Raw genomic sequence first — 23,706 nt, forward strand, 5'->3', positions numbered from 1 at the left:
AAATAAAAATTAAAAATATATAAAAAAGGCAAAAATTTGTGTAAAAATACTAAAGAATTTACATACAAAATAATCTTAAGCTATGATGGTTCAAGATTTTTTGGTTCAGCAAAGCAACCAAATTTAACTTGCGTTCAAAATACACTTGATAATGCTTTAAAATGTGTTGGGGTATTTAAGCCTAGTATATTTGCTAGTAGGACTGATAAAGGAGTGCATGCAAATTGCAATGTGGCAAGAATTAGTTCAAGTTATAAATTAAATAAAGATTTTGTATTAAAAAAACTCAACAATACTCTAAATGGTATTTATATAAAACATATAAAAGAATGCGAATTTGAACCTAGATTTGATGCAAAACTTAGAAGCTATAGATATATAATCTCGCCTTATTTTAACGCCTTTAATAAAGCATATTGCTGTGATTACTCAAAAGAAATTGATATAAAATTATTAAAAAACGCTTTAAAAGTATATGAAGGAGAGCATGATTTTGCTAATTTTTGCTTAAGCCTTGATGATGATAAAAATAGCATTAGAACTATTTATAAAACTAGAATTTATAAGTATAAAGATTTGATTGTTTTGAACTTTTTTGCTAATGGATTTTTAAGGGGTCAGATTAGATTGATGGTTGATTTTTTACTTAAAATAAATGAAAAAAAATTAAGCATAGAAGAGCTAAAAGAACAATTAGCTTGCAAGGAAATTCACTCAAGAACCCTTGCAAAACCAAGCGGACTTTATCTTAAAAGCATAATGTATTAGAAGTTATATCCTATACCAACTAATAGATTTGAGTTAGAAAAATTACTTCTACCTTGATAGCCTAATTTAGCATTTACATATAAGCTCTCATTAATATCATAAATTCCCTCAACACCAGCACTAATATATGTGCTATTTAAATCTTTAAAATCATGATGCAAAAATATTTCTCCACCTGCTGTTACATTATCAATAATTTTTACAGAATAATGCACTCCAGCTTGAATACCAAATCCATTTAAAGTAGAGCTTGAAATACCATCATATTTTGGCTTTATTGAATAATAATAAGCTCCGGCTAATATATTTAACGCATCATCTAATTCTTGATAAGGTAAGCCAATCGCATAACCACCTAAAGCACCAAATGAATAAATGTTATATTTATACTTACCATAATAAGTTTTGCTCTCTTGCTTTGATACGCTTATATTTGCACTATATACTAAATCATCTATATTGTTATAATTTTTATAATAAATATTAGAATTTAATACATTATCACTTCCCACGCCAAACTCAATTCCCGTATGATTGTAAGCGTTAGCATAAGAACTTAAAAACCCTAAAGTTAAAACAGAATATAAAATCTTTTTCATAATCTTCTCCTAAAATAAAAAAACGATGAATACTAAATATTTTTAGACAATAAACAGCTATATTTTTTAAAAAAACTAGTAAAAATATATTATTTTTTGTATTATTAAATCACATTTTAAATTCCTTATATTTTGAGTTATCATTTTGTAACCAAAAATAGGAATAATTTTGTCTTATTTTTAAAAAAGGAGATTTTATGAAAGTTAATTTTAAAGGTAGCCCTGTTGCAATTAGTGAAGCAATTAAGCTAGGAGATAGTATTAAAGATACTAAAGTAGTAGGTAAAGATTTAAGCGTAATTAATCTAAATGAAGACGCTATTATAGTAAGCGTTCCTAGTATTGATACAGGTGTATGTGCTAAAGAAGCTAGAGAATTTAATGTAAAAGCTAACAAACTTGGAATGAAAGTTTATGTTGTAAGTATGGATTTACCTTTTGCTTTTGCAAGATTTTGCACTGCTGAAGGCTTAGAAAATATAATTCCAGTTAGTGATTTTAGATACGGCGAATTTGTTAAAAACTACGGCTGTAGAATACAAGAAGGTGCTTTAGAAGGACTTACAACTAGAGCTGTTTTTGTTCAAAAAGGTGGAAAAATAGTTTATAGCGAAGTTTGTGCTGAAATTACAGAACTACCTAATTTTGACGCTTTAGAAAAAGCTCTAGCGTAATTAATAAATATCTAAATCTTAGGATTTAGATATTTAAATTCCTATTTCAAATTCCTTAGAATTTCAAGCAAATTAATTTGAATTTTATCTTATTGTTATTTTATAAAGATACTTTATCTACTATTAAATGATTATTTTTTATCGTAAGGTAGTTTTTTTAATTCTACTTGTTTATTCAATATAAATTTATTAAAAAAACTTTCTAAATACGAAAAATCGCTTTTTATATTATTTTTAATATTCTCATAGTTAGCCAAAACTAATGCGTCTCTAAAATACTTTGAGTTGTTTTTAAAAATATCATTATTAGCTTCAAAACCTTTGCTTTGTAGATATTTGATTGCAAAAACAGCGATTGTTCTAGTATTGCCTTCGCGAAATGGATGAATTTGCCAAATATCACTTATAAATTTTGCTATATTTAAAACTTGCTCTTCTTTACCCATTAGAAGATAATTTTTCTTTTTTTCCTTATCAAAATCATATTCAAGAGTATCGCTAATCTCATTAAAATCAACATATTCTACGCTTTTATCTCCCCCTAAAATATCTTCATTTTTAGCAATATTTACATCTCTAAAAACACCAACATATTTTTCAAGCCCTTGAACAAAAGCATCTTGAAATATATTTTTATGAATAATTTTTAAAGCAATCGGAGAAAATCTAAAGCTATTATTGTCTAAAAACTTAGCAATATTTATAGATACCAAATCGCATTCTTTTTCACATATTTGTTGAATATCAAGTTTTTTATTTTGATAATATGTTTTAATGCTAATTTCTAATTCTTGATATGTTTTTGCTGTTGTTAAAGTTTGTTTAAAATATTCAGATGGTTTAAGATTATCAACCAAACTAAGCCCAATGCCTATTTCAATATAATCTTTATTTATATTTTCTTTATTTTGTATTTCCGTATATTGAGCTACCATTTTTTATCCTTTTTTCTTATTTTACAATAATTTTTTGTATTGTTAATTTTATAAAGCGATATATAACTTCTTAAATGACCTTTACAATTTAAACCCTTTTTCTCTAAAGTAATTTATAAAATATACAAATTCAAAATTAATCACTAAAAAAGATAATTTGACTAAGAATTTCATTTTTCTTAAAAAGGTTTTTTTTAATTTTTATATTTTTATAATTCATATTTTAAATTCCTTTAAAATTAAAGCGAATAATAAAGGAATTTAAAAATGAAATTTAGATTTAAATTCCGTGCCAAAAAGCACGAAATTTATAAATTATTAGTTAAATTAAAAATGAAAACCTAAACCAAGATTTATATAAAGGTTATTATTCTTTTGTGAAAATAAATTATCTTTAACACCCACTTTAGTGCTGACATAAGGGCTATAACGAGATGGTGTAGTATTAAACAACATACCTAAAGATATATCATAAGCATTTCTATTCTTTTTCACACCAAATTCATTTTGAACATCTCTAAAATAATTATTACTTAAATAAAAATTATAATAAGCATCAAGAGTTACCATATATTTTTTTGTATCAAATGGTTTTGATAAGGCACTTAAACCAAATTTTAATCCCTTAATATCATAAATAGCACCGCCTCTAATACCCATATTATGATACGCAAGACCACCCATTAAGTTCAAACTAAGCTCATCTTCATATTCATCATTAACATACATTCCATAACCAATCAAAACACTAAAATCAAATTGATTATTTCTTATAATTGGAATTAAGTCATCAAATCTATCTTTGTAATTATTCCAAAAATAATTAGCCTCAAAACTCCAAACAAATTCAGAATCTCTTTCGTGCTCTTTATAAGTTCTAATATAGCCATTAATATCCCAATTATTATTGCCTAAATATTCTTTATTATTGATAATAAACATTGTTTTTGAAGTAGATAAAAAGCCAAAATTAATACCAGAATAAGTTCCCGCATTAGCAGCTACACCTAAAGCACCTAAACAAAGTGTTGAAAACAATAATTTCTTCATTCATTCTCCTTTTTTGATAAAAAAGAAAATAATACCCCCCCCCCCATTCTTAAAAAATACTTAATATTGTAAAAATTTATATGATTTGTTTAAGAATTAAAACAAATTAATCAATATTATCTTTAACACTAAATTTTTTTATCATATAAGAACTAGCAAAATTAACACCTTTTAGTGTTACTAATGCACCTTTTTCTTGAAATCTATCTTTTATCTTATCAAGCATATAAATAGCACTAATATCCCAAAAATGTGCGTTGCTAACATCAATTAATACATTTTTACAATTTTCATTAAAATCAAATTCACTATAAAATTTATCAGCACTTCTAAAAAATATTTGCCCGTAGAATTTATAAACTCTAATATCACCATTTAAAGTTTTTTTGCAATTTAAAAAATACGAAACTTTATTTGCAAAAAATAAAGCTTCTAATAAAACCCCAATTAATACACCTATAGCAAGATTATGTGTCAAGATAGTAGCAATAACGGTAGCAATCATTACAGCATTTGCTGAAAATGGAAATGATTTTAATTGCCTAATAGATATAAAATCAAATGTGCTTATAGAAACCATTATCATAATACCAACTAATACTCCCATAGGAATATAATTCACAAAATCAGCACAAAATAATATAATCAAGCATAAATATACCCCTGCTAAAAATGTAGAAAGTCTAGTCCTTGCACCTGATTTTACATTTATCATAGATTGACCAATCATTCCACAACCTGCCATTCCACCAAAAAATCCCGTGCTAATATTTGCTAAACCTTGCCCTATACATTCACGATTTTTATTGCTTTTTGTAGCGGTTAATTCATCTAATACATTAGAAGTCATAAGACTTTCCATTATCCCAACTACTGCAAGGCTTAATGAATAAGGTAAAATAATTTGTAAAGTTTGTATATTTAATGGAACATTAGGTATTAAAAAATGTGGTAATTCACTTGGCAATTCACCTAAATCCTTAATCATTCTAACATCAAATCCAGCATTTATACTAATAATAGTAAGTATTATAATCGCTACCAATGAGCTTGGAATAATTTTGCCGATTTTAGGAAGTAATGGAAATAGATAGATTATGCCTAAAGCAACGCACATTATCACTAAACCAAGTAAGTTTGATTTAAAAATTTCATCAAGTTGAGCCATAAAAATTAAAATCGCCAAAGCATTAACAAAGCCAACCATAACCGAGCGTGGGATAAAACTCATAAATCTAGCTATTTTTAAAATACCAAAAAGAATTTGAAAAATCCCTGCTAAAATCCCCGCTACCATTAAATATTCAAGCCCATAGCCTTTAACTAAATCAATCATAAGCAAAGCCATTGCACCCGTTGCAGCCGAGATTAAAGCAGGTCTTCCACCCGCAAATGCAGTTACTAAAAGTATGCAAATACTAGCATATATTCCTACCTTAGGATTAACTCCTGCAATTAGACTAAAAGCTATTGCTTCAGGAATTATCGCAAAGCCTACTACAAGCCCTGCTAAAGCTTCTTTTGTAATATTGTTAAGATTAAATAAATATTTTTTTTGCAATGTTTGTCCTTAAAAAGTTAATATAAATAAAATGGAGTGTAACAAAGTTATGTTATTTAAAGTAATAATATTAATTAAACAATTTTTAGTATCAATTAAGATTAAAAGTTATTTTTAACTTTATATCATTAAAGCTAATTAGGAATTAGCTAATTCCTAATCTTGCCTTAGAGTTATCACTAATTTTCATTAATTCATCTAATAATTTATCTTTTTCTTTATCAAAATCAAATTTAAAGCTTTGTTGCATTAATTTTTCTTTATCTACAAATTCATCCATTGAAATTCCATGTTTGTTAAAAATAGCTTGTAATTTAGGGTGATTTAGTCCAATATTTCCTGCAGGTGCATCATATTTTTGCATAAATTCTTTTGATGATTTTTTAGCAAATTCAATTATTTTTAATTCTAAATCAGGTGTGATTTGATAGTTTTCTAATACTTCTTCTGCTCTTTTAAAAAATTGTTCATCTAAATCATTTTTAATTGGATCTAATTTCCTAGTTTCAATTTCTCCACAAGCTTCTAGGAACATCATTACCCCTAAATCTTCTTTAGGTAATCTTGCTATATAATCAACCGAAGTTTCTTTATCTTTTCTAGGAGTATGCCAGTCAGTTGGAAAATAGGCACATAAACCAAACATAGACCAAGCAAAATCATCTTCAGCATTTGATATACACTTATTAATTAGTTCATCATTTATATTACTTGCTGCTTTACTTTGAGCTTGTAAAGCTTCTTCAAATGAAGTGTTTTTATTATCTTTTAAATTATTTGTCTTAGTAAAAGAACTAAGAACAATCCTATCATTTATTAACATTTGCTCTCCTTTAATTTATAATAATTAAACAAGAGCAAAATGTGTTCCAAAAACTTAAATAATTATCAATCTCTATTTATAAAAGTTTTTGCTTTTGTTTCACCCCAATATCTTACCTCAAAAAATCCAGAACTATTGCCAGCTAATGGACAATGATATTTAGTACCAGTTAAATAGCCTGTGATTCTACTAAACATACTTGTAGAAGTACATCTAATACTAGAGTTATTATAAATTACTGTAACTCCAGTTAAATCTTGTCCCATTACTGTTGCAACCCCTTCTCTAGCTGTACTACCTGCTACACTAAAGCTAGTAGGACCATAAGCAGGACCTGCAAATACCAAAACCGACAACACTGAAACAAACATAAGTTTTTTCATAAAATCTCCTTTTAAATAAAATACATTTTATTATATAAAATATATTAAAATTTTCTAATAAAAACATATATTATTTTTATTTATTGTTTATTTTTGTAACATTTTTATATTTTACTTAAATTTTCATATCTAAATATTTAATATTTTAATTCATTCAATAGTAATTATTTAATTAGAAATTAATTCATAAATCAATATAATTCAAATTATTTTTAAGGAGAGTTTATGAAAAAGATATTATTAAGTTTAGCTTTAATTTCAGGCTTATTTGCTGTTGATATTAGTAATATTGATAAAGCTTGTAAAAATCAAGACCAATCAAATTGTGCTTTTGAGCTTGATGAATACTGCAAAAAAGATTTGAAAGCTTGTTATCAATACTCAAAAGATTTATGTGCTAAAGATAATTTTAGTGGTTGTTTAATGACAGCTATTGCTAATGTAAAATTAGTGAAAGAACAATTAATTGATATTAAAGAAGCCTATATTGATGCTCAAAAAGCTATAAGTAAATTATGCGAATTACCAAATATAATAGTAAAAAACGAATCATCTCATAACAAATTTTGCGTTGTAGCAGGAGATGGATTGGTTTTAAAAGATGGTAAAGATTATGGTTTAGAAACAAATCCACAAAAAGCCTTGAGTTATTACAAAAGAGCTTGTGATGCTCAATCTAATGTGGGTTGTGAAAGATATAATAGTTTAAAAACTTTTTTAAATAAATAATTCTAAAATTATCAAGGAAATGGCTTAAAAAGTCCTTTCCTTTTAAATCTTATTAATATTTACACTTATAAAATGCTTTTTGTTTTATTGCTTGATTGTTGTTGTTATATCCTTGATAATACTCATCTTTAGAATACTCAAAAAACTCAAGATAAAAATCTATATGCTTATTTTGTGTTTTTATATTTTTCATCATATTACAAATTTCATTGCTTGTAGTTCTATCTACATTGTTATAAATATTTAAATGAATATTATTAAAAGACGAATCGTATAAAATATAAGTTCTACTAATACAATCTTCTTTAGAATTACAATAATTATTTTTAATAAGTTTTTCTTCTATTTTATCAATTGATAAGCTAACAATATTTATGATATTACTATCAGCTTTGCCGTAACTTAAAAAAACTAAAAAACCAACAATAAAAAATATTAAAAAAATCATTATATAAAGTATTGTTTTTAGCATTTTAAAGACATTTCTAAGCTTTTAAATCTAGTAATTTATAATCTTTTAGCTCATCAATTAGCTTTATACTAAACTCGCAAAATTCTTCTAAATTATTTTTGTCTTTTAATTCTTTTTCTTTATCTTTATTTATCTTTAAAGAATTTGAGTTTTTAAATAATTTTATATCTTGCTTTAGTTTTCTTATGTGATTATTTTCTTCATTAATAGCGTATTCTTTTAGTCTTAAATCTATTTTAGGCTTTTTATCAATTTGATTTTTTTCAGTGTATTTATATAGATTTTCTAATTCTTCTAAATATTTTTCTTTACTCTCATTTAACATAAGTTCATCTAGCGTTAATGAACCATCTTTATTTTTATCCTTTAAAATAGTATCACTTAAATCCTTTGAAATAGTATTATGAGCTTCATACATTTCATCGCTAATATCATCTCCTTTAGCATTAAGTTCTACGCTAGTAATTTGCAATAAATTATATTCATTTATCTCGCCATCAAGCCTTACTCCTAGCCTTGAGTTTAACATCTCTTCTTTACTAAGCACTGCATTTTGGCTAACTTCTAAAAATTTATTAGCAATCTCACTAAACCAACCTGCTACATAATTAGCAGCGTCGCCTTTTAAAATAGTTTTTCCATTTTCTTCTAAAAAATCATTTTTATTAAAAAAGCTTTTTAAATCTTTTAAAGTATCTTTATCTAAGCTAATTCCTACGCTTTTATTATCAAGACTAAAAAATACATTTAATTCTTTATCACTTGTTTTATATTCAAAATTATTTGTTTTTATATCTTGTCTTATTTGGCTTAGATTAATAGTGCTATTTACATCAGCTTTTTTACTAACACTTGTATTTATAAAAGAGCTTAAATCTACATAAAATCCATCTATTTTTAGCATTATTTCTCCTTTAACTTAAAGAATTAATTAAGCTTTTAAATCTAGTAATTTATAAGCTTTTAGCTCATCAATTAGCTTTATACTAAACTCGCAAAATTCTTCTAAATTATTTTTGTCTTTTAATTCTTTTTCTTTATCTTCATTTATCTTTAAAGAATTTGAGTTTTTAAATAATTTTATATCTTGCTTTAGTTTTCTTATGTGATTGTTTTCTTCATTAATAGCGTATTCTTTTAGCTTTGGATTGGCTTCTATTTTTTCTTTTTTATTTTTTAATTCTTCTTTTGCTTGATTTAAGTTTTTAAAATACTCGCTTTCATCTTCAATATATTGCTCTTTTACTAAAATTTCTCCATCTTTATCTTTATCAAAAAATATTCTATTATTAATCATTTTTGAAATAGTGTTTATATTTTTTTCGCCAACTTGACTTAAATATTCTTCATTTGCTTTTTCATTTAAAACTATTTTATCTAAAACATATATTCCATTTTTTTGTTGATTAAAATAAAGCCCATTAGTAAATGTATTCATTAATTCATCACTATTTAACACCCCATTATTATCGCTATCACTTTCAAGATATTTTAAATCAAAAGCAATCTCACTAAACCAACCTGCTACATAATTAGCAGCGTCGCCTTTTAAAATAGTTTTTCCATTTTCTTCTAAAAAATCATTTTTATTAAAAAAGCTTTTTAAATCTTTTAAAGTATCTTTATCTAAGCTAATTCCTACGCTTTTATTATCAAGACTAAAAAATACATTTAATTCTTTATCACTTGTTTTATATTCAAAATTATTTGTTTTTATATCTTGTCTTATTTGGCTTAGATTAATAGTGCTATTTACATTTTTTATTTTATGTAGGCTAGAATTTAAAAACCCACCCATATCACAAATATTTAAATCCATATTTAACTCTCCTTTAACTAAACTTATATCGGTTAATTTTATTTTTCTTTAAGAGTTTTTAGTAATAATTTACTAAATTTTAAAAAAAGGAGAGATTATGAAGAAATTATTTTCATCTGTTATTTTATTGTTAGCTTTAAGCTCAGTTATATATGCTGCAGGACACGAATATAAAAAACCAGTAAATCACTGCACGATTACTTGGTATGGCAAATTATATTGCAGCTCAAATATCAATGATTAATCAAAAGAATTACGAATTTATTCGTAATTCATATATAAGTTTTACTGCATTTATAAAATACAAAATTATTAAAAATTAAAAGAATTTAAATCTATTTATTTTTTATAAATATATCTAAACCACAAATTAGCATAATCAATCAAAGCACTTCTTTTATTTTTTGCAAAAAACTTATCATATTCATTGATTTTTACATATACGCTTTTAATGAATTCTCCATTATCAACGCCGCCACCAACTCCTACAATGTCATCATCGCTAACCCTAGCAAAAAATAAATGTTGAGTATTTACCCCACTACCAAATCCTGTATAAAATTTATTAATATAAACTAATTTTTTAGGCTTAAATCCTAATTCTTCTATACATTCATCTAAGGCGATTTCTTCTAAGCTTTTGTTTTTATCAATTATCCCACTACATAATTCAACCGAAAATCCACTCTCATAATCTTTACAATTTTCGTAATAATATAAAGGTGCTCTAAATTGTTTTACAAATATAAAACTATCCTTGCTCTCGTGATATAACATAATACTAACAGAATCAAAAGACTTTATAAAATCCCAATCTACCTTATGCTCGTTTATAACAAAACTAGCTCTTAAAGGTTTTATAAAATCTGATTTTTTAAACTCAACTATTTTAAAATCACTTATATCAATTTTCATTCAAGCTCCTTTAAAACCTTAAGCCCTATTTCATCAAATTGTTTATTTTTATAATGATTTTGCATTATATTATCAATACTTGCAGCAAAAATCATATAAATATATGACAAATCTTGAGTATTTAATGCTTTATAAAAATACTCATCATCAAGCCCACTAGCTATAATATCTATAGCTTCTTCGTAATTATTAAACTCATAGCCTAATAGTTCTAAAAATCTTTTAGCATTTGAATTAACCACAAAAATAGGCTTTTTTAAAAGAAAATTACTAAGCATTAAAGCCGTATCAAAACCAATGCCTTTAATATCCATAATCCAATCAAAACTAGCATTATTAATAAAATCATCAAAACTGCTAAAATCATTCACAATTGCCTTTGCTAAATCGCTAATTTTTTTTGCTTTTGTATTATAAAATCCACTTGCTTTTATTAACTCGGCTAGTTCTTTTACATCAATTAAAGCAAGTTTGTTTATAGAATTTGAAATAGGAATTTCAACATTTTTTAATGCTTTTTGAGTGTTTTGCCACTTGGTATTTTGACCTATTAAAAGAGCTAAAAATTTTGAAAAATCATCATAATTTTGCCATTCATAAGAACCTTGTAAATTATGTTTTAATAACGCTTTAAAAATACTAGCTCCATTAATCATTCAAATCCTTTTTTAGTTCATAAAATTGTTTAGCGATACGACCATTTTTTGTGCCTTTTAAATTTGCAAATTCTAAAGCCTTAGCCTTTATCTCATCACTAAATTCATCTTTAAATAATGATTTTACAATGCTTAAATACTGCTCTTGGCTCATTGAATAAAAATTAAGCCATATTCCAAATCTTTCTTTTAAAGCAAATCTATCATCGCTTTCATCTTTAAAATCAGCGTCTTGATAATTTGTATTACTTGATTTTAAAAGATTTTTATAATTTGAACTTAAAATAAACATTATATTATCACTTAATTTCTCGCATCCACCATCTAAAATCGGCTTTAATGCCTTAAAACTATCATCATTTATACTAAAGCTTATATCATCTAAAAATATTACGAATTTGTATTCTAATTCGCTTAAATCATCAATAATATATCTTAAATGCGATAAATCTTCTTTAAAAACCTCAACTATTCTTAAATCACTTTTAATAAATTCATTAAAAATAGCCTTGATTAAACTAGATTTGCCACAACCTTTTGCACCGGCTAATAAACAATGCTGATAGGCTTTGTTTTGTAAAAAATTATTCATATTATTTTTTAAGATATTAAATTCTTTATCCAAAAACAAAAGGTCTTTAAAATCAACCAAATCAAGGTTTTTAATAGGCTTAAAGCTACTAGTTCTTGCTCTATAACTAGCAGCTTTAAATTCTTTAAACAATGCTATCAAAACTAACTTCTTTTAAATCAGCCACACAAGCAATGTGCTTATAAATGCTATAAACTAATGCTAAGCGATTATTTTTAATCTCTAAATCATCAACATTTATCATAACATTATCAAAAAACTCATCAATGATAGGTTTAAGTGCAAAAATCTTACCTAAATTATCACTCACATCATCACTAAAACTAATATCTTTATAAGCTTTATATAATTTAATCTCATATTCATTACTTAATTTGCTTTCATCACAATATAAATCTTTACTATCTTTTATGATATTTGCAAGTCTTTTAAATGTTGAGATTTTGCTCTCATAATCTTTATCTTTTGCTAGATTTATAAGTGCTTTTATATTCTCATCAATTACTACTAAATCATTATTATTCACATTTAAAACCGCTTTTATAAAAGATGAATTTACGCTATATAAAGCATTAAATCTATCTGTAATAAAATTAAGCAATTTAACTTTATCATAATCTTTATAAAGACCTTTAAACTCGTTTAATAAATCTAATAAATTAAATTTAACGCCTAAATCAATTAGAATTTTAATAATACTTAAAGCTGCTCTTCTTAATGCGTAAGGGTCTTTATTACCACTTGGAAGCTTGTTTATACTAAATAAAGCCATTAAAGTATCAAGTCTAGTTGCTAAGATTACAATTTTACTTAATTTTGTGCTTGGGATAACATCATATAAATATTGCTCTTTAATAGCAGTGCAAACTTCACTAGAATACCCCATATTAGCAGCATAATATGAGCCTACAATTCCTTGTAATTCAGGGAATTCGCCTACCATTTGTGTCCTTAAATCAGCCTTGCTAAGTGTGATTGCATCTTTTATATTTTTTGTATTTTCATAAGCAAATAATTTTGCTAATCTTAAGGCAATTTCTTCTTCTCTTTGTTCTTTTTGTGCTATTGTGCCTAATTCTTGCATATAAATTGTATTGTTTAATAATTCAGGTTGTAAGCCAAGTTTTAGGTCATTTTCCCAGAAAAACAACGCATCACTAAGCCTTGCTCTTAACACCTTTTCATTACCTTTTTTTATAGTTTCTAAATCAGGATTGAATGAATTTGTAATCGTTATAAAATTATTGCTTAAAGAATTATCCTTATATACTGCAAAATAGCGTTGATTTTCTTTCATTGAAGTAATTATTACTTCAGGTGCAACTTGTAAAAATTCTTTATCAAAACTACCTAAAAGCGCTGATGGATATTCAGTAATTGCTACAACTTCTGCTAATAATTCTTCATCAATTTCAGCTTTTAAATTCCATAATTTTTCAATATTTCTTATTTCACTTAAAATGATTTCTAATCTATCTTTAGGATTTAAGATAACTTTGCCTTCTTTTAAAGTCTTAAAATACTCATCTTGGGTATTAAAAGATATTTTATCCATACTAATATTTCTATGAACGAAAGTGCTTTTACTTGAGTTTATATTAAACAAACTTGCATTAATTAATTCATCATCCATCATAACGCATAGTCCAGTAATTGGGCGAATAAAACTAAAAGTATTTGCACCCCAACGCATACTTTTACCAAAATTAAGACTTGTAATAAAGCTTTCTAAAATATCATTTATTAATTCGCTAAATAATTTACCTTTTTCTATTTTTTCTACATATAAACAAACTTTTCCTTTAATTTCTTTAAAGCTAAGTTCGTTTTCGCTAATATCTGCTTTTGCTAAAAAGCTCTCACCAGCTTTACTCAATTTCCCATCTTTATAGGCTACTTCTTTAGGAGCTCCGATTAATTCTATAACGCTATCGTTTGCTCTTTCGTTTGCTTTAAATGTAAAAACAAATCTTCTAGGAGTGTATAAAAACTCTAAATTACTAAATTCAATATTATTTGCTTTTAAAACCACTTCTAATTTATCTTTTATATTTGGTTCTTCTTTTAAAAAAGGAATTGCAGGTAATTCTTCTGTAGTTATTTCTATTAAAAACTTTCTCATTTTATCTCCTTAAATGTAAAACCTTGCTCTTTAAGAATTTTTCCAACTTCTTCTTGATGAGCTTTGCCTTTAGTCTCAAGTGTAATTGTAATATTTGCATCACCAAAATCAGTGCCTAATCTATCATAATCAACTTTTATTATGTTTGCTTGTGCGTCTTTTAAAGCCTTAGTTAAATCAAGTAATGCCCCTGCTTTATCAATTAAAGTTACGCATATTTGCATTTTTCTATAACTTTTAATAAGACCTTTTTCAATAATATTATTTAGCATTGTAATATCTATGTTTCCACCACTTAAAATGCAAACTACATTGCCACTTAGATTAGGAATTTTGCCGTGCATTACAGCAGCTACACTTGCTGCTCCTGCACCTTCAACTACTTGTTTATGTTGCTCTAATAAAAATAAAACCGCATTAGCTATTTCTTCATCGCTAACCATAACCATATCATCTACATTGTTTTTAATTATATTAAAACTATCTTCATTAACATCTCTTACAGCTATACCATCAGCTATTGTTTTTACCTTGTTTGAGTTTATGATTTTACCTTCATTAAAGCTATTTAGCATAGCACTAGCACCCTTGCTTTGCACTCCTATTACTTTAATATTTGGATTAATTTGTTTTGCTGCACTAACAATACCACTAATTAAACCACCACCGCCTACTGGAACGATGATATAAGAAATATTGTTTAATTCTTCAATTAGTTCTAAAAATATAGTCCCTTGTCCTGCCATTACAAACGGGTCAGCAAATGGGTGAATAAAGGTTAGATTTTTAGTCTTTTCTAACTCTTTTGCGTAAGCATAAGCTTCATCAAAATTATCGCCTTTAAGTATTACATTAGCACCTAAATTAGCTGTGCTGCTTACTTTATTTACTGGTGTTGATTCTGGCATTACGATATGAGCTGCTATACCAAACTTTGAAGCAGAAAATGCTACCCCTTGAGCGTGATTTCCTGCACTTGCTGCAACTACTCCTAGTTTTTTTTGCTCTTCATTTAAACTTGCAATCTTATTATAAGCGCCCCTTATTTTATAAGCTCCAATTGTTTGAAGATTTTCACATTTTAAATATATATTATATTTATCATTTGATAAAAATCTTGAATAATTAAAAGGCGTTTTAATTGCCACATCATATACTTTTTCTTTAGCCGCATATATTTTGCTAAGCTCTATCATCTTTCTTCCTTTCTAGGTAAAATCCACACTCTAAATGCTCTGAATTTATAAATTGGTCAAACAAAACAAATCTTTTTAACTCGTGAGTTTTGCATAATTTTTCTAAATCTATTTTAGCCGTTAATGGATTGCACGAAATATAAATTATATTATCATAGTTTTTTACTAAATTAACACATTCGCCTAAGCCACATCTTGGCGGGTCTATTAAAATATGTGAAAAACAAAAATCATCTAAATTTAAATCTTTTAGCCTATTAAAAGTTCTTACCTTATTAAAAGCGTCTTTTACTTCACTATCTTTTAGCCTTGCTGTAAAAATATTATTTACATTATTTAATTTGCAATTTTTATTTAAAAATGTCACATTTTTTTTACTAAGTTCTGTTGCAAAAACTTTTTTAAAAAATGGTGCAAGTGCTAAGGTAAAATTACCATATCCACAATAAAGCTCTAATAAATCATCGCATTTTTTATCTTTAAGACAAGATTTTGCAAACTCAAGCATATTTTCATTCATACTTAAGCTAGGTTGGATAAAACACTCATCATTAAACTCATACTTAATACCATTGCTAAAATGCTCTAAAATATCGCTTGGATATGATATTCTTTGTTTTCTTGATTGCATTATTAAATTAAGCTTTAAATTAGTTAATTTGCTTAATTTTTCGTAATAATTTTCTATTTTAAATTCTTTTATGTCTTTATGATATAAAAGCAAAACATTTAAAGTATAAAAGCTCTTAAAAAATCTAATTTCAAATAATTTATCTTTTAAAACTTCATCTAAAGCCTTAAGTAATTTAGGCATAAATTCTCTTATCTCATCACATATAAAAGAAGTATCAAAATCAGTTATTTTTACCTTATCTTTAAACATAGCATAAGATATTTCGCCGTTATTTTTGTATAAAGCAAAATTAACCCTAGTTCTTAAGCCATCTTTATAAATCTTCTCGCAAGGAATTTGAAATTCCTTGCAAACTAAGTCAAATTTATTCAACTTTTTTTCCTATTAAGCGAAGTGCTAAGCTCATCATAACAACACCTAAAATAATTGTTAAATACACATTTAAGCCAAGACTTACAGGAATATATCCAAAAATTACGCTAATAGCACATACTAAAAGAGCATAAGGCATTTGAGTTTTAACATGCGCACTTAATTCACATTTTGCACTCATTGCACTTAAAATTACGGTATCAGCTATCGGAGAACAGTGGTTTCCAAAAATAGCACCTGTTAAAACACAAGAAATATTTATAACCATATATTCATGAAGCTCATTGCCACTCATACCAGCTTCAAGACCAACTGCGTGTGCAAGTGGGATTGCTAAAGGCATTAAAATACCCATAGTTCCATAACTTGTGCCTATTGCAAAACTCATAGCCGAGCCGATTAAGAAAATTAAACTAGGAAGTAATACATGCGGAGTTGAGCCTGATAGTAATTGAACTATGTATTTATGAGTGCCTAATTCTTTTACAATTGCAGCTAAGCTCCAAGCAAAAAGTAGCATTGCAATTGTAAATATCATACTCTTCCAGCCATGTAGCCAAGTCTCTACTGCTTCTTTGTGATTGATTTTTTTGCGAACTAGACCTAAAATAACTGCTACAACACTAGCAAATAATGCAGCTTGAAATAATGCTAAGCTTGAGTTTGCTTCACCTAAAGTAGTTCTTATCGCATAAAAACTTAAATAATTTTCTTCAATCTTGCTTAAAATGTCTGCTTTATCAGGGTCATCTATAATTGCATTTAAACCACTAAAATAAAAACTTGCTAAAGCTGTAATAATAAGAGTTAAAATAGGAATTAAAGCATCACTAATTTTATGCTCTACTCCATCATTTGGTTTTAATTCACGCTCAAGTTCAGCTCCAACATCAAGTGCAGCTTCACTTACTATTCCTGCACGAGCATTTTTTTCAGCTATATACATTGAGCCAAATTCTCTTTGCTGAATAGCTGTTAAAACAACGAAAATTAGCATAAAGATATTATAAAATCTATAAGGAATTGTTTGCATAAATACTCCAAAAGCATTTACATCGCTAATTCCTACTAAAGAATAAGCAGTTTTAATAAGTCCAACTTCAATACCTATCCAAGTAGAAATTATCGCAATTCCTGCAACAGGTGCAGCGGTGCTATCAAGTATGAAGCTTAATTTCTCACGAGAGATTTTAAACTTATCAGCAATTGGTCTCATAATAGGACCAACGGTTAAACTATTTGCATAATCATCAAAGAAAATACAAAGCCCTATAAGCCAAGTGCTAACTTGAGCTGAAACAGGACCTTTTACAAAACGAGTAAGCGCAAGTGCAACTGCGTTTATTCCACCCATTTTAGTAATTAATGCAACCACACCACCTATACAAAATACTTGCAAGATTACTCCTGCATCATCGCTATCTATCATAGCATCTAGCAAATGTTTTACTATATTTGAAAATGACGCTAAAAATAAATTTACCCAATCCATAAAAGATGGATTATTATAAGTAAATGTATAAGTATCATTTACAATATTTGCTGTGTAAAAATTAGCAAAAGCTAGAAGAAAAGTCCCCGTAAAAACACCTATAAATAAAGATAAAATTACTTCACGAGTAATAAAAGCTAAAATAATAGCCATTAAAGGCGGTAAAAGTGTTAAAACGCCATATAATTGCATATTGCTAACGCTTGTATCAGCTGCGTTTGCAAATATACTAAAAAACATTAAAAACAAAAATCTCATTTTAAATTCCTATTTTAAATTCTACATTCTTTTTGATACTAAACAAGCCGTAATAAAGGCAACAAATGCTACTAAAACTATATAAGCTCCACCACCGATTTGATATAAAAATAGTGGATTTTCACCAATTGCAACTTTGTTTAAAAACGGCAATAATATAGGAGTTATAAATCCTGCTATTGCGTAAGCTAGGTTGTAGCTAAAGCTAATTCCACTATAACGAATTTTTGCAGGGAAAATCTCAACCATAATTAAAGGTGTAAAGTTCATAAGTCCTGCACTAAGAGTTGCTAATAAATAAAAACTCACAAGTAAATTAATATCCTTGCCTATATACAACTCATAAAAATACATCGCACCAAAAACACCCCAAAGAATGGCAAAAATCTTATAAATCCTACTAATTCCAAATTTATCACTTAAAAATCCTGTTAAAACACAACCAATCATCATAGCAAGTATTCCATACATTTGAAGAAGGGTATTATCAACAGGGTCTAATTTCATAACAGCTTTTACGAAATTTGGAGCAATTAATAAAAATACAACCACACAAGCAGTTAAAACCCAAGTAACTAAAATAGAAATAAATATCCCAAATCTATGATTTTCTATAACATCTTTTATAGGAAGTTTTACTAAAGAATCACTTTCTTTCATCTTTTTAAATACAGGAGTTTCATTTAAATATCGTCTAAGATATAAAGAGATTATTCCAAAAATACCACCTAAAGCAAATGGAATTCTCCAACCCCAATCCTTTAGCTCTTCGGTAGTAAAATTAAGCTGCATAATAAGTGCAACCAAACAACCAAGTAAAATTCCACCAACAACGCTTGAAGTTAATAAGCCTATAAATAGACCTTTTTTGTTATCTTCACTATGCTCTCTTACAAATACCCAAGCACCAGGTAGCTCTCCACCTATTGCCATACCTTGAAAAATACGAACAAATAAAAGTGCAATAGGGGCTGCATATCCAATTGTCTCATAAGTTGGAATAATAGCAAGTGCAAAAGTAGGAATTACCATAAGTAAAATACTTAGCATAAACATATTTTTTCTACCAAATTTATCTCCAAAATGTGCCATCACAACGCCGCCTAAAGGACGAGCTAGATAAGCTGCTGCAAATGCTCCATAAGTATTTAGCTCTTGCCAAAACGGACTAAGCGTATTTGGGAAAAAATGATGTGCAAAATAAGATGAAAAAAATACAAATATAATAAAGTCATAAAACTCAAGAGTTCCACCAAGTGAGCTTAAGGCTAGAGTTTTTACTTCTTCTTTGTTTAATTTTTTTGTCATATATCTCCTTTTTCGTAATTTAATTTATCTCTATTAATAGCCAATTCTTCATAAGCTTCGCTAATAAATTTATTTATTTGATAATCAAATGATGAAGTATGAGATAAACCTACAATTACTTGAACTTTAGCACCTTTTACTCCAAAACGATTTTTCATAGCTTCTTGCCTAACTTCATCTATATAACTCTTAACTACAACCTCATCTTCATTAATAATAAAAACTAAAAACTCATTTCCACTCCAACGAGATATGTATTTTTCATAGTTTTCACTATTTTTTCTTAATATATATGCAAATTCTTTTAAGACTTCGTTGCCTAATTCTGTTGTGTATTCTTCGTTAATTTTTCTTAAGTTATTAATCTCTATTACTATTACACTAGCTTGAGTAATTACATCTTCATCAGCATTATGTTCAAGTTTTGCATTCATAATTTCTAAGAAAGAATATTTATGATAAGTTTCAGTTAAGGTGTCAAAACTAGTAAGTCTTTTTAAATGGCTCTTTCTGTTTTCATCATTAACAAATCTAATAACCTGACCTAATTCCATAATAATTTGGGTAAAAAATATAGCACTAACTACGCAAATTATATTGATAATATATATAAATACTTGTCCTGGCTCTTGATACGCCTTGTCGCAATAGAAAAATAAAAATAAATATAACAAGAAATAAACAAAAGGAAATATAAAAATTAAAGCAGAATATTTTCTTAAATTAAGATAATAATAAGATGTAAGCATAATTAGATATAAATCAAATCCATATCCCCAACCAATACTTAAAGAAAAATAAGTAGCTGTAAAAATTGATTCTAATTGAAATAAATACCAAGCATAATGCCTAACGCTTATAAAATTTACTCTTATAATTTTTTTAAACAATGATGATTTAAAAGATTTTTTACCATTTAAAATCTTTCTATATCTATTATAAAAATAATTTTTTTCTCCAAAACTCTTATAAAGTTTTCTACCAACAAACAATAAGAATAAAAAAGCTAAATAATATAAAGATGTTGCAAAAATTTCATAAGAAGTAATTATAAAACCATTGTAATAAAAAATCAAACCAGTAAAAAATCTAGCAAAAAATAAAAATAGACTATTTACTAATATCAAAACTTCATATTTAACCACTTTAAACCTTTTAATTTATATCGTCATATCCACTTTTATACAATATATACTCACGACCCATTGTTTTTGTTTCATATTTTAATTTTACGGTTTCATTTATTTTTTCTAATAAAACTTTAGGTCTTTTTTGAGTATCTATATGCTTGTGGTATTTTGCAACAATTTTTAAATAAATATCAAAATTATCTTTTTTCTTTCTAATCATCTTATCAAAATCTTTGCTTATTGATTCAAGTAAGAAATAAAACTTAGAGCTTTCTTCTTCTAAAATTAATACAAAAGTATTTAAATCCCATTTAATTATAATTTCATCATTAGGATAATAAACTCTTAAAAGACTTAAGAATTCATTCATTACTTTATTTTGGTAGTAGTAATCTATCTTAAAATATGAATCTTGGTCTTTTTGAACAAAAGCTATCTCAAATATACAAACATTAAGATTATTGTATTGATTTTGTTGTCTTTGTAAAAGCAATTGTGTGAAATCTTTTTTATCAATTAGATTGAATTTAGTATGTATTTTTTTAGTTATTTTTATATGACTTTTATTTACAGATAATTTTTCTATATCTTCTATTGATTTTAGACCTACTACATGGTTGCTAAATACTATGCTAGAAAAAACTACAAAAACAGAAATTATAAATAATAAATTAGAAAAAAAACTCTCCTTATAATAAGGATGCCAAAAATAATAATCAATTAAAAATAAAGATATAAATATAGTTAATAGCACTAAATAAGTAATATTTGCTATCAATAATCTTTTTTTAGAATCATTTATAAACATTATATAAATCAAAGTGGCTAGCAAAATAATATATAAATGAGCCCCGCCTGCCATAGAATATAAATATATATTACAACAAATAGCAATGATTATACATGCCCCACCACCCATAAAGCTAAACCAGTCAAGATACCTTGCTACTGATTTTTTCTTTCTATTTAAAAGTAAGGCATAAAATAAACAAGCACAAACAATATACAAACTTGATATAAAAAATTCTTTAGCAAAAAGCATAGTAATACCTAAAAAACCAAATGTAATAATTATGGTTAATATTAAAATTACATAAATTCTTTTTAAGGTAATATTATGATTTCTTATATCTTCATAGGTATCATAAAGCTCTTGTATAAATTCTACTCTTTGACTATCGTATTCTCGCATTATGCCTCGTCATAACTATAATCATCGTCATCATACATATCTTCATCATATATATTATATTCATCAAGACTGCTTAATTCATCATCAAAATCTTGCTCAAATTCGTCATCAAACTCATCTAACTCATCGTCAAATTCGTCTAATTCATCATCAAAGTCATCATATTCACTAAAGCCATCTAACTCGTCATCTTCATAATCTAAAAACTCATCATCATCGTAAGCCATATAATTTTCCTTAATAAAATTAAAAATGCTAATATACCATTTTATTTATATTATTTGTTAAAATCTAAGCAAAAATAAAGGAAAAAAATGCAACTTACACACATAAACGAGCAAAATAATCCTACTATGGTTGATGTTAGTGATAAACAAATTACTAAAAGAAGAGCTTTAGCAAGTGGCAAAATCACAATGAACGAAGAGGCTTTTAAAGCAGTCTTAAACGGAAATGCTAAAAAAGGAGCGGTAATAAATACAGCTATTGTTGCAGCTGTTATGGGAGCTAAGCAAACATCAAATTTAATTCCAATGTGCCATCCACTACCAATTAGTAAAGTTGAAGTAGATATTGAGCCAATTGAGAATGAATTTGCTTTTAGACTAAATGCAGTGGTAATCACCGAAGGAAAAACAGGTGTAGAAATGGAAGCATTAAATGCTGTTAGTGTAGGCTTATTAACGATTTATGATATGGTTAAAGCAATTGATAAAACAATGGTTATTGATGATATAAAATTATTAGAAAAAGACGGAGGCAAAAGTGGTCAATTTAGAAGAAATTAAAGCTGATTTAAAGATAGAATATCCTTGCAACTGGAGCTATAAAGTAATACTTGATAAAGATGATGATATAAATGAATTAGTAAAAAAGCTAGATATTAAAAATGCAAAAATTGAAAGTTCAAAATCTACAAGTAATTATAAAAGCTATAACCTAAGCCTAGAAGTGCCAAATGAAGCTTATAGATTAGAATTATTTTCTACTCTTAAAAAACATTCTAAATTTGTTTTATAAGGAAAAACTATGAAGAATATATTATTTAATGAAATACAAGAAAAAGCAAAAAAAGAATTTATTAATTCAAACGATGATGGATTAATCGCTAGATTATATACCAAGTATTGTGAAGAGCTAGAGAATTTAGAAGCGCTTACAAATGAGAATAAAAATATAGTTTTAAAAGCCCTTTTAAGAGCAAAAATGTCTATAAAAGAGCAAGAGATTTATACTCTTACAAATGAGCTTGAGATGATTAGAAAAGAAATAAAGTCAAAAGAATTAGAGCTTTATAATATTACAAAATCAAGTTTTAATGAGCTAAGTAAGGTAGTCCAAAATGATATTCAAAAAGAATACCTTGAAGAACTTATGTTAAATGAAGCAAACTCATTGCAAATCCTTTACGAAACTTCTCAAAATGCTTTTATAAATGTTCTTGAAACTAATATAATGATAGAAGAAAGATGCTTTTTAATAAGTAATTTTATGTTAATTAATGCACTTGAATATGCTAAGTTTAATAAGGATAAAATAATTAATGCAGCTGAACTTATCTTAAAAGCAGCACTTGAACTAGCAAATGAATGGCAAAGCTATGCCGAAGAGCTTTTGACTGGAGTATTAAATGGACTTTTAGAAGGTATATTTGCTATCTTAGAAAGGCTTAAAAAGGATTTAGAAGTTAGCTTAAGTGATAATGAACTTGATAATATGAAACTATCTCTTCTAAGTCTTGAGCGTGATTTTATAGCTATGATTAAGACAAATCTAAATAACGATGCTTCAGGTAAGGCACTTGAAAATATTTTAAATAATAAACTTGATAATAATTTTGCTAAATTTGCAAGATTAGTAAGAGAAAACAAGCAACTACTAAATATAAAATTAATCAAATTTCAAAATAGCGAGCTAAACGAAAAAATCAAAAAAGAATTAAATACTTTAGAAAAAGCTTATAATGAATTTGATGTAAAAAAATTAGCTTCAAATATTTTCACAAAATTTAAGAAGAACTAAAAAA

27 protein-coding genes are annotated in these 23,706 nt (G+C 26.6%); 7 read left to right on the top strand and 20 right to left on the bottom strand.

The features are described 5' to 3' along the window. The first annotated feature begins 36 nt into the window (after positions 1–36). Positions 37–768 carry a tRNA pseudouridine(38-40) synthase TruA gene (gene truA / locus KJR01_RS04310; RefSeq protein ID WP_214117428.1) on the top strand — a complete coding sequence of 244 codons (732 nt, stop codon included), beginning with the start codon at positions 37–39 and terminating at the stop codon, positions 766–768. Here truA and KJR01_RS04315 read toward each other — a convergent pair. Continuing rightward, positions 765–1,367 carry a hypothetical protein gene (locus tag KJR01_RS04315; protein WP_214117429.1) on the bottom strand — a complete coding sequence of 201 codons (603 nt, stop codon included), beginning with the start codon at positions 1,365–1,367 and terminating at the stop codon, positions 765–767. The two genes, truA and KJR01_RS04315, sit on opposite strands and share 4 nt — an antisense overlap. Before the next feature lie 197 nt (positions 1,368–1,564). Here KJR01_RS04315 and tpx point away from each other — a divergent pair, with 197 nt between their 5' ends. Beyond that, entirely contained in the window at positions 1,565–2,041 is a 477-nt protein-coding gene (gene tpx / locus KJR01_RS04320; RefSeq protein WP_214117430.1) for a thiol peroxidase, read from the top strand. A 131-nt stretch (positions 2,042–2,172) separates the two neighbouring features. Here the strand turns inward: tpx and KJR01_RS04325 are convergent, their stop codons facing one another. The 5 genes from KJR01_RS04325 to KJR01_RS04345 all read right to left on the bottom strand — a co-directional run bounded on the left by KJR01_RS04325 (position 2,173) and on the right by KJR01_RS04345 (position 6,781). After that, positions 2,173–2,976 (bottom strand): Fic family protein, encoded by an 804-nt coding sequence (locus KJR01_RS04325; RefSeq protein WP_214117431.1) that lies wholly within the window; start codon positions 2,974–2,976, stop codon positions 2,173–2,175. Positions 2,977–3,303: 327 nt separating this feature from the next. Continuing rightward, positions 3,304–4,026, bottom strand: coding sequence for a hypothetical protein (locus KJR01_RS04330; protein WP_214117432.1), 723 nt, complete (start codon positions 4,024–4,026; stop codon positions 3,304–3,306). A gap of 106 nt (positions 4,027–4,132) precedes the next feature. Further along, the gene (locus KJR01_RS04335) at positions 4,133–5,587 is read right to left on the bottom strand and encodes a SulP family inorganic anion transporter (protein ID WP_214117433.1); all 1,455 of its coding nucleotides are present in this window, start codon (positions 5,585–5,587) and stop codon (positions 4,133–4,135) included. Positions 5,588–5,732: 145 nt separating this feature from the next. Then, positions 5,733–6,410 carry a hypothetical protein gene (locus KJR01_RS04340; RefSeq protein WP_214117434.1) on the bottom strand — a complete coding sequence of 226 codons (678 nt, stop codon included), beginning with the start codon at positions 6,408–6,410 and terminating at the stop codon, positions 5,733–5,735. A 65-nt stretch (positions 6,411–6,475) separates the two neighbouring features. Then, the gene (locus KJR01_RS04345; protein WP_214117435.1) at positions 6,476–6,781 is read right to left on the bottom strand and encodes a hypothetical protein; all 306 of its coding nucleotides are present in this window, start codon (positions 6,779–6,781) and stop codon (positions 6,476–6,478) included. A 237-nt stretch (positions 6,782–7,018) separates the two neighbouring features. Between KJR01_RS04345 and KJR01_RS04350 the strand changes: the two genes are divergently transcribed. After that, positions 7,019–7,522, top strand: a complete 504-nt coding sequence (locus tag KJR01_RS04350; RefSeq protein ID WP_214117436.1) for a hypothetical protein — start codon at positions 7,019–7,021, stop codon at positions 7,520–7,522. A 52-nt stretch (positions 7,523–7,574) separates the two neighbouring features. On the opposite strand, the gene KJR01_RS04355 is transcribed toward KJR01_RS04350, so the two are convergent. From KJR01_RS04355 to KJR01_RS04365, 3 genes are read right to left on the bottom strand one after another with little or no spacing between them, the layout of a single operon-like run. Then, entirely contained in the window at positions 7,575–7,994 is a 420-nt protein-coding gene (locus KJR01_RS04355) for a hypothetical protein (protein ID WP_214117437.1), read from the bottom strand. Positions 7,995–8,007: 13 nt separating this feature from the next. Continuing rightward, complete coding sequence (locus tag KJR01_RS04360; RefSeq protein ID WP_214117438.1) at positions 8,008–8,898, bottom strand: hypothetical protein; 891 nt, start codon at positions 8,896–8,898, stop codon at positions 8,008–8,010. A 27-nt stretch (positions 8,899–8,925) separates the two neighbouring features. Beyond that, the gene (locus KJR01_RS04365) at positions 8,926–9,813 is read right to left on the bottom strand and encodes a hypothetical protein (RefSeq protein ID WP_214117439.1); all 888 of its coding nucleotides are present in this window, start codon (positions 9,811–9,813) and stop codon (positions 8,926–8,928) included. A 97-nt stretch (positions 9,814–9,910) separates the two neighbouring features. Between KJR01_RS04365 and KJR01_RS04370 the strand changes: the two genes are divergently transcribed. Next, positions 9,911–10,057: a hypothetical protein gene (locus tag KJR01_RS04370; RefSeq protein WP_214117440.1), complete on the top strand. Its 147-nt coding sequence runs from the start codon at positions 9,911–9,913 to the stop codon at positions 10,055–10,057. A gap of 95 nt (positions 10,058–10,152) precedes the next feature. On the opposite strand, the gene KJR01_RS04375 is transcribed toward KJR01_RS04370, so the two are convergent. The 11 genes from KJR01_RS04375 to KJR01_RS04425 are packed head-to-tail and all read right to left on the bottom strand — an operon-like array spanning position 10,153 to position 21,907. Then, a complete protein-coding gene (locus KJR01_RS04375; protein ID WP_250325140.1) occupies positions 10,153–10,728 on the bottom strand; it encodes an NUDIX hydrolase in 576 nt (191 codons plus the stop codon). After that, complete coding sequence (locus KJR01_RS04380; RefSeq protein WP_214117441.1) at positions 10,725–11,384, bottom strand: hypothetical protein; 660 nt, start codon at positions 11,382–11,384, stop codon at positions 10,725–10,727. The genes KJR01_RS04375 and KJR01_RS04380 overlap by 4 nt, the downstream gene beginning before the upstream one ends. Next, positions 11,377–12,117, bottom strand: a complete 741-nt coding sequence (locus KJR01_RS04385) for a DUF815 domain-containing protein (protein ID WP_214117442.1) — start codon at positions 12,115–12,117, stop codon at positions 11,377–11,379. Before KJR01_RS04385 ends, KJR01_RS04380 begins: the two co-directional genes overlap by 8 nt. Then, complete coding sequence (gene glyS, locus KJR01_RS04390; protein ID WP_214117443.1) at positions 12,101–14,098, bottom strand: glycine--tRNA ligase subunit beta; 1,998 nt, start codon at positions 14,096–14,098, stop codon at positions 12,101–12,103. The genes KJR01_RS04385 and glyS overlap by 17 nt, the downstream gene beginning before the upstream one ends. Continuing rightward, entirely contained in the window at positions 14,095–15,294 is a 1,200-nt protein-coding gene (ilvA, locus tag KJR01_RS04395; protein ID WP_214117444.1) for a threonine ammonia-lyase, read from the bottom strand. The genes glyS and ilvA overlap by 4 nt, the downstream gene beginning before the upstream one ends. Continuing rightward, positions 15,281–16,300 (bottom strand): tRNA (uridine(54)-C5)-methyltransferase TrmA, encoded by a 1,020-nt coding sequence (locus KJR01_RS04400; protein WP_214117445.1) that lies wholly within the window; start codon positions 16,298–16,300, stop codon positions 15,281–15,283. The genes ilvA and KJR01_RS04400 overlap by 14 nt, the downstream gene beginning before the upstream one ends. Then, positions 16,293–18,050, bottom strand: coding sequence for a Na+/H+ antiporter NhaC family protein (locus KJR01_RS04405; RefSeq protein ID WP_214117446.1), 1,758 nt, complete (start codon positions 18,048–18,050; stop codon positions 16,293–16,295). Before KJR01_RS04405 ends, KJR01_RS04400 begins: the two co-directional genes overlap by 8 nt. 21 nt (positions 18,051–18,071) lie before the next feature. Continuing rightward, positions 18,072–19,358: an MFS transporter gene (locus KJR01_RS04410; RefSeq protein ID WP_214117447.1), complete on the bottom strand. Its 1,287-nt coding sequence runs from the start codon at positions 19,356–19,358 to the stop codon at positions 18,072–18,074. Continuing rightward, entirely contained in the window at positions 19,355–20,503 is a 1,149-nt protein-coding gene (locus KJR01_RS10450; RefSeq protein WP_214117448.1) for a GGDEF domain-containing protein, read from the bottom strand. Before KJR01_RS10450 ends, KJR01_RS04410 begins: the two co-directional genes overlap by 4 nt. Positions 20,504–20,513: 10 nt before the next feature. Next, complete coding sequence (locus KJR01_RS04420) at positions 20,514–21,680, bottom strand: hypothetical protein (protein ID WP_214117449.1); 1,167 nt, start codon at positions 21,678–21,680, stop codon at positions 20,514–20,516. Further along, positions 21,680–21,907, bottom strand: a complete 228-nt coding sequence (locus KJR01_RS04425; RefSeq protein WP_214117450.1) for a hypothetical protein — start codon at positions 21,905–21,907, stop codon at positions 21,680–21,682. Before KJR01_RS04425 ends, KJR01_RS04420 begins: the two co-directional genes overlap by 1 nt. 87 nt (positions 21,908–21,994) lie before the next feature. Here KJR01_RS04425 and moaC point away from each other — a divergent pair, with 87 nt between their 5' ends. From moaC to KJR01_RS04440, 3 genes are read left to right on the top strand one after another with little or no spacing between them, the layout of a single operon-like run. After that, positions 21,995–22,468: a cyclic pyranopterin monophosphate synthase MoaC gene (gene moaC / locus KJR01_RS04430; protein WP_214117451.1), complete on the top strand. Its 474-nt coding sequence runs from the start codon at positions 21,995–21,997 to the stop codon at positions 22,466–22,468. Further along, positions 22,446–22,700 carry an HP0495 family protein gene (locus tag KJR01_RS10215; protein WP_214117452.1) on the top strand — a complete coding sequence of 85 codons (255 nt, stop codon included), beginning with the start codon at positions 22,446–22,448 and terminating at the stop codon, positions 22,698–22,700. Before moaC ends, KJR01_RS10215 begins: the two co-directional genes overlap by 23 nt. Positions 22,701–22,709: 9 nt before the next feature. Next, positions 22,710–23,702 carry a hypothetical protein gene (locus KJR01_RS04440; protein WP_214117453.1) on the top strand — a complete coding sequence of 331 codons (993 nt, stop codon included), beginning with the start codon at positions 22,710–22,712 and terminating at the stop codon, positions 23,700–23,702. The last annotated feature ends 4 nt before the right edge of the window (positions 23,703–23,706 follow it).

Origin of the sequence: Campylobacter sp. 2018MI10 (assembly GCF_018501175.1) — a bacterium.
Lineage (GTDB): Bacteria > Campylobacterota > Campylobacteria > Campylobacterales > Campylobacteraceae > Campylobacter_E.

Excerpts from the sequence above, each read along its gene's own strand:
- KJR01_RS04420 (WP_214117449.1), bottom strand. The coding sequence starts at position 21,680 with ATGCGAGAATACGATAGTCAAAGAGTAGAATTTATACAAGAGCTTTAT.
- KJR01_RS04350 (WP_214117436.1), top strand. The coding sequence starts at position 7,019 with ATGAAAAAGATATTATTAAGTTTAGCTTTAATTTCAGGCTTATTTGCT.
- KJR01_RS04405 (WP_214117446.1), bottom strand. The coding sequence starts at position 18,050 with ATGAGATTTTTGTTTTTAATGTTTTTTAGTATATTTGCAAACGCAGCT.
- KJR01_RS04315 (WP_214117429.1), bottom strand. The coding sequence starts at position 1,367 with ATGAAAAAGATTTTATATTCTGTTTTAACTTTAGGGTTTTTAAGTTCT.
- KJR01_RS04345 (WP_214117435.1), bottom strand. The coding sequence starts at position 6,781 with ATGTTTGTTTCAGTGTTGTCGGTTTTGGTATTTGCAGGTCCTGCTTAT.
- ilvA (WP_214117444.1), bottom strand. The coding sequence starts at position 15,294 with ATGATAGAGCTTAGCAAAATATATGCGGCTAAAGAAAAAGTATATGAT.
- KJR01_RS04355 (WP_214117437.1), bottom strand. The coding sequence starts at position 7,994 with ATGCTAAAAACAATACTTTATATAATGATTTTTTTAATATTTTTTATT.
- KJR01_RS04360 (WP_214117438.1), bottom strand. The coding sequence starts at position 8,898 with ATGCTAAAAATAGATGGATTTTATGTAGATTTAAGCTCTTTTATAAAT.
- KJR01_RS04375 (WP_250325140.1), bottom strand. The coding sequence starts at position 10,728 with ATGAAAATTGATATAAGTGATTTTAAAATAGTTGAGTTTAAAAAATCA.
- KJR01_RS04410 (WP_214117447.1), bottom strand. The coding sequence starts at position 19,358 with ATGACAAAAAAATTAAACAAAGAAGAAGTAAAAACTCTAGCCTTAAGC.
- KJR01_RS04380 (WP_214117441.1), bottom strand. The coding sequence starts at position 11,384 with ATGATTAATGGAGCTAGTATTTTTAAAGCGTTATTAAAACATAATTTA.
- KJR01_RS04330 (WP_214117432.1), bottom strand. The coding sequence starts at position 4,026 with ATGAAGAAATTATTGTTTTCAACACTTTGTTTAGGTGCTTTAGGTGTA.
- glyS (WP_214117443.1), bottom strand. The coding sequence starts at position 14,098 with ATGAGAAAGTTTTTAATAGAAATAACTACAGAAGAATTACCTGCAATT.
- moaC (WP_214117451.1), top strand. The coding sequence starts at position 21,995 with ATGCAACTTACACACATAAACGAGCAAAATAATCCTACTATGGTTGAT.
- KJR01_RS04365 (WP_214117439.1), bottom strand. The coding sequence starts at position 9,813 with ATGGATTTAAATATTTGTGATATGGGTGGGTTTTTAAATTCTAGCCTA.
- tpx (WP_214117430.1), top strand. The coding sequence starts at position 1,565 with ATGAAAGTTAATTTTAAAGGTAGCCCTGTTGCAATTAGTGAAGCAATT.
- KJR01_RS04340 (WP_214117434.1), bottom strand. The coding sequence starts at position 6,410 with ATGTTAATAAATGATAGGATTGTTCTTAGTTCTTTTACTAAGACAAAT.
- KJR01_RS04440 (WP_214117453.1), top strand. The coding sequence starts at position 22,710 with ATGAAGAATATATTATTTAATGAAATACAAGAAAAAGCAAAAAAAGAA.
- KJR01_RS04325 (WP_214117431.1), bottom strand. The coding sequence starts at position 2,976 with ATGGTAGCTCAATATACGGAAATACAAAATAAAGAAAATATAAATAAA.
- KJR01_RS04425 (WP_214117450.1), bottom strand. The coding sequence starts at position 21,907 with ATGGCTTACGATGATGATGAGTTTTTAGATTATGAAGATGACGAGTTA.
- KJR01_RS04370 (WP_214117440.1), top strand. The coding sequence starts at position 9,911 with ATGAAGAAATTATTTTCATCTGTTATTTTATTGTTAGCTTTAAGCTCA.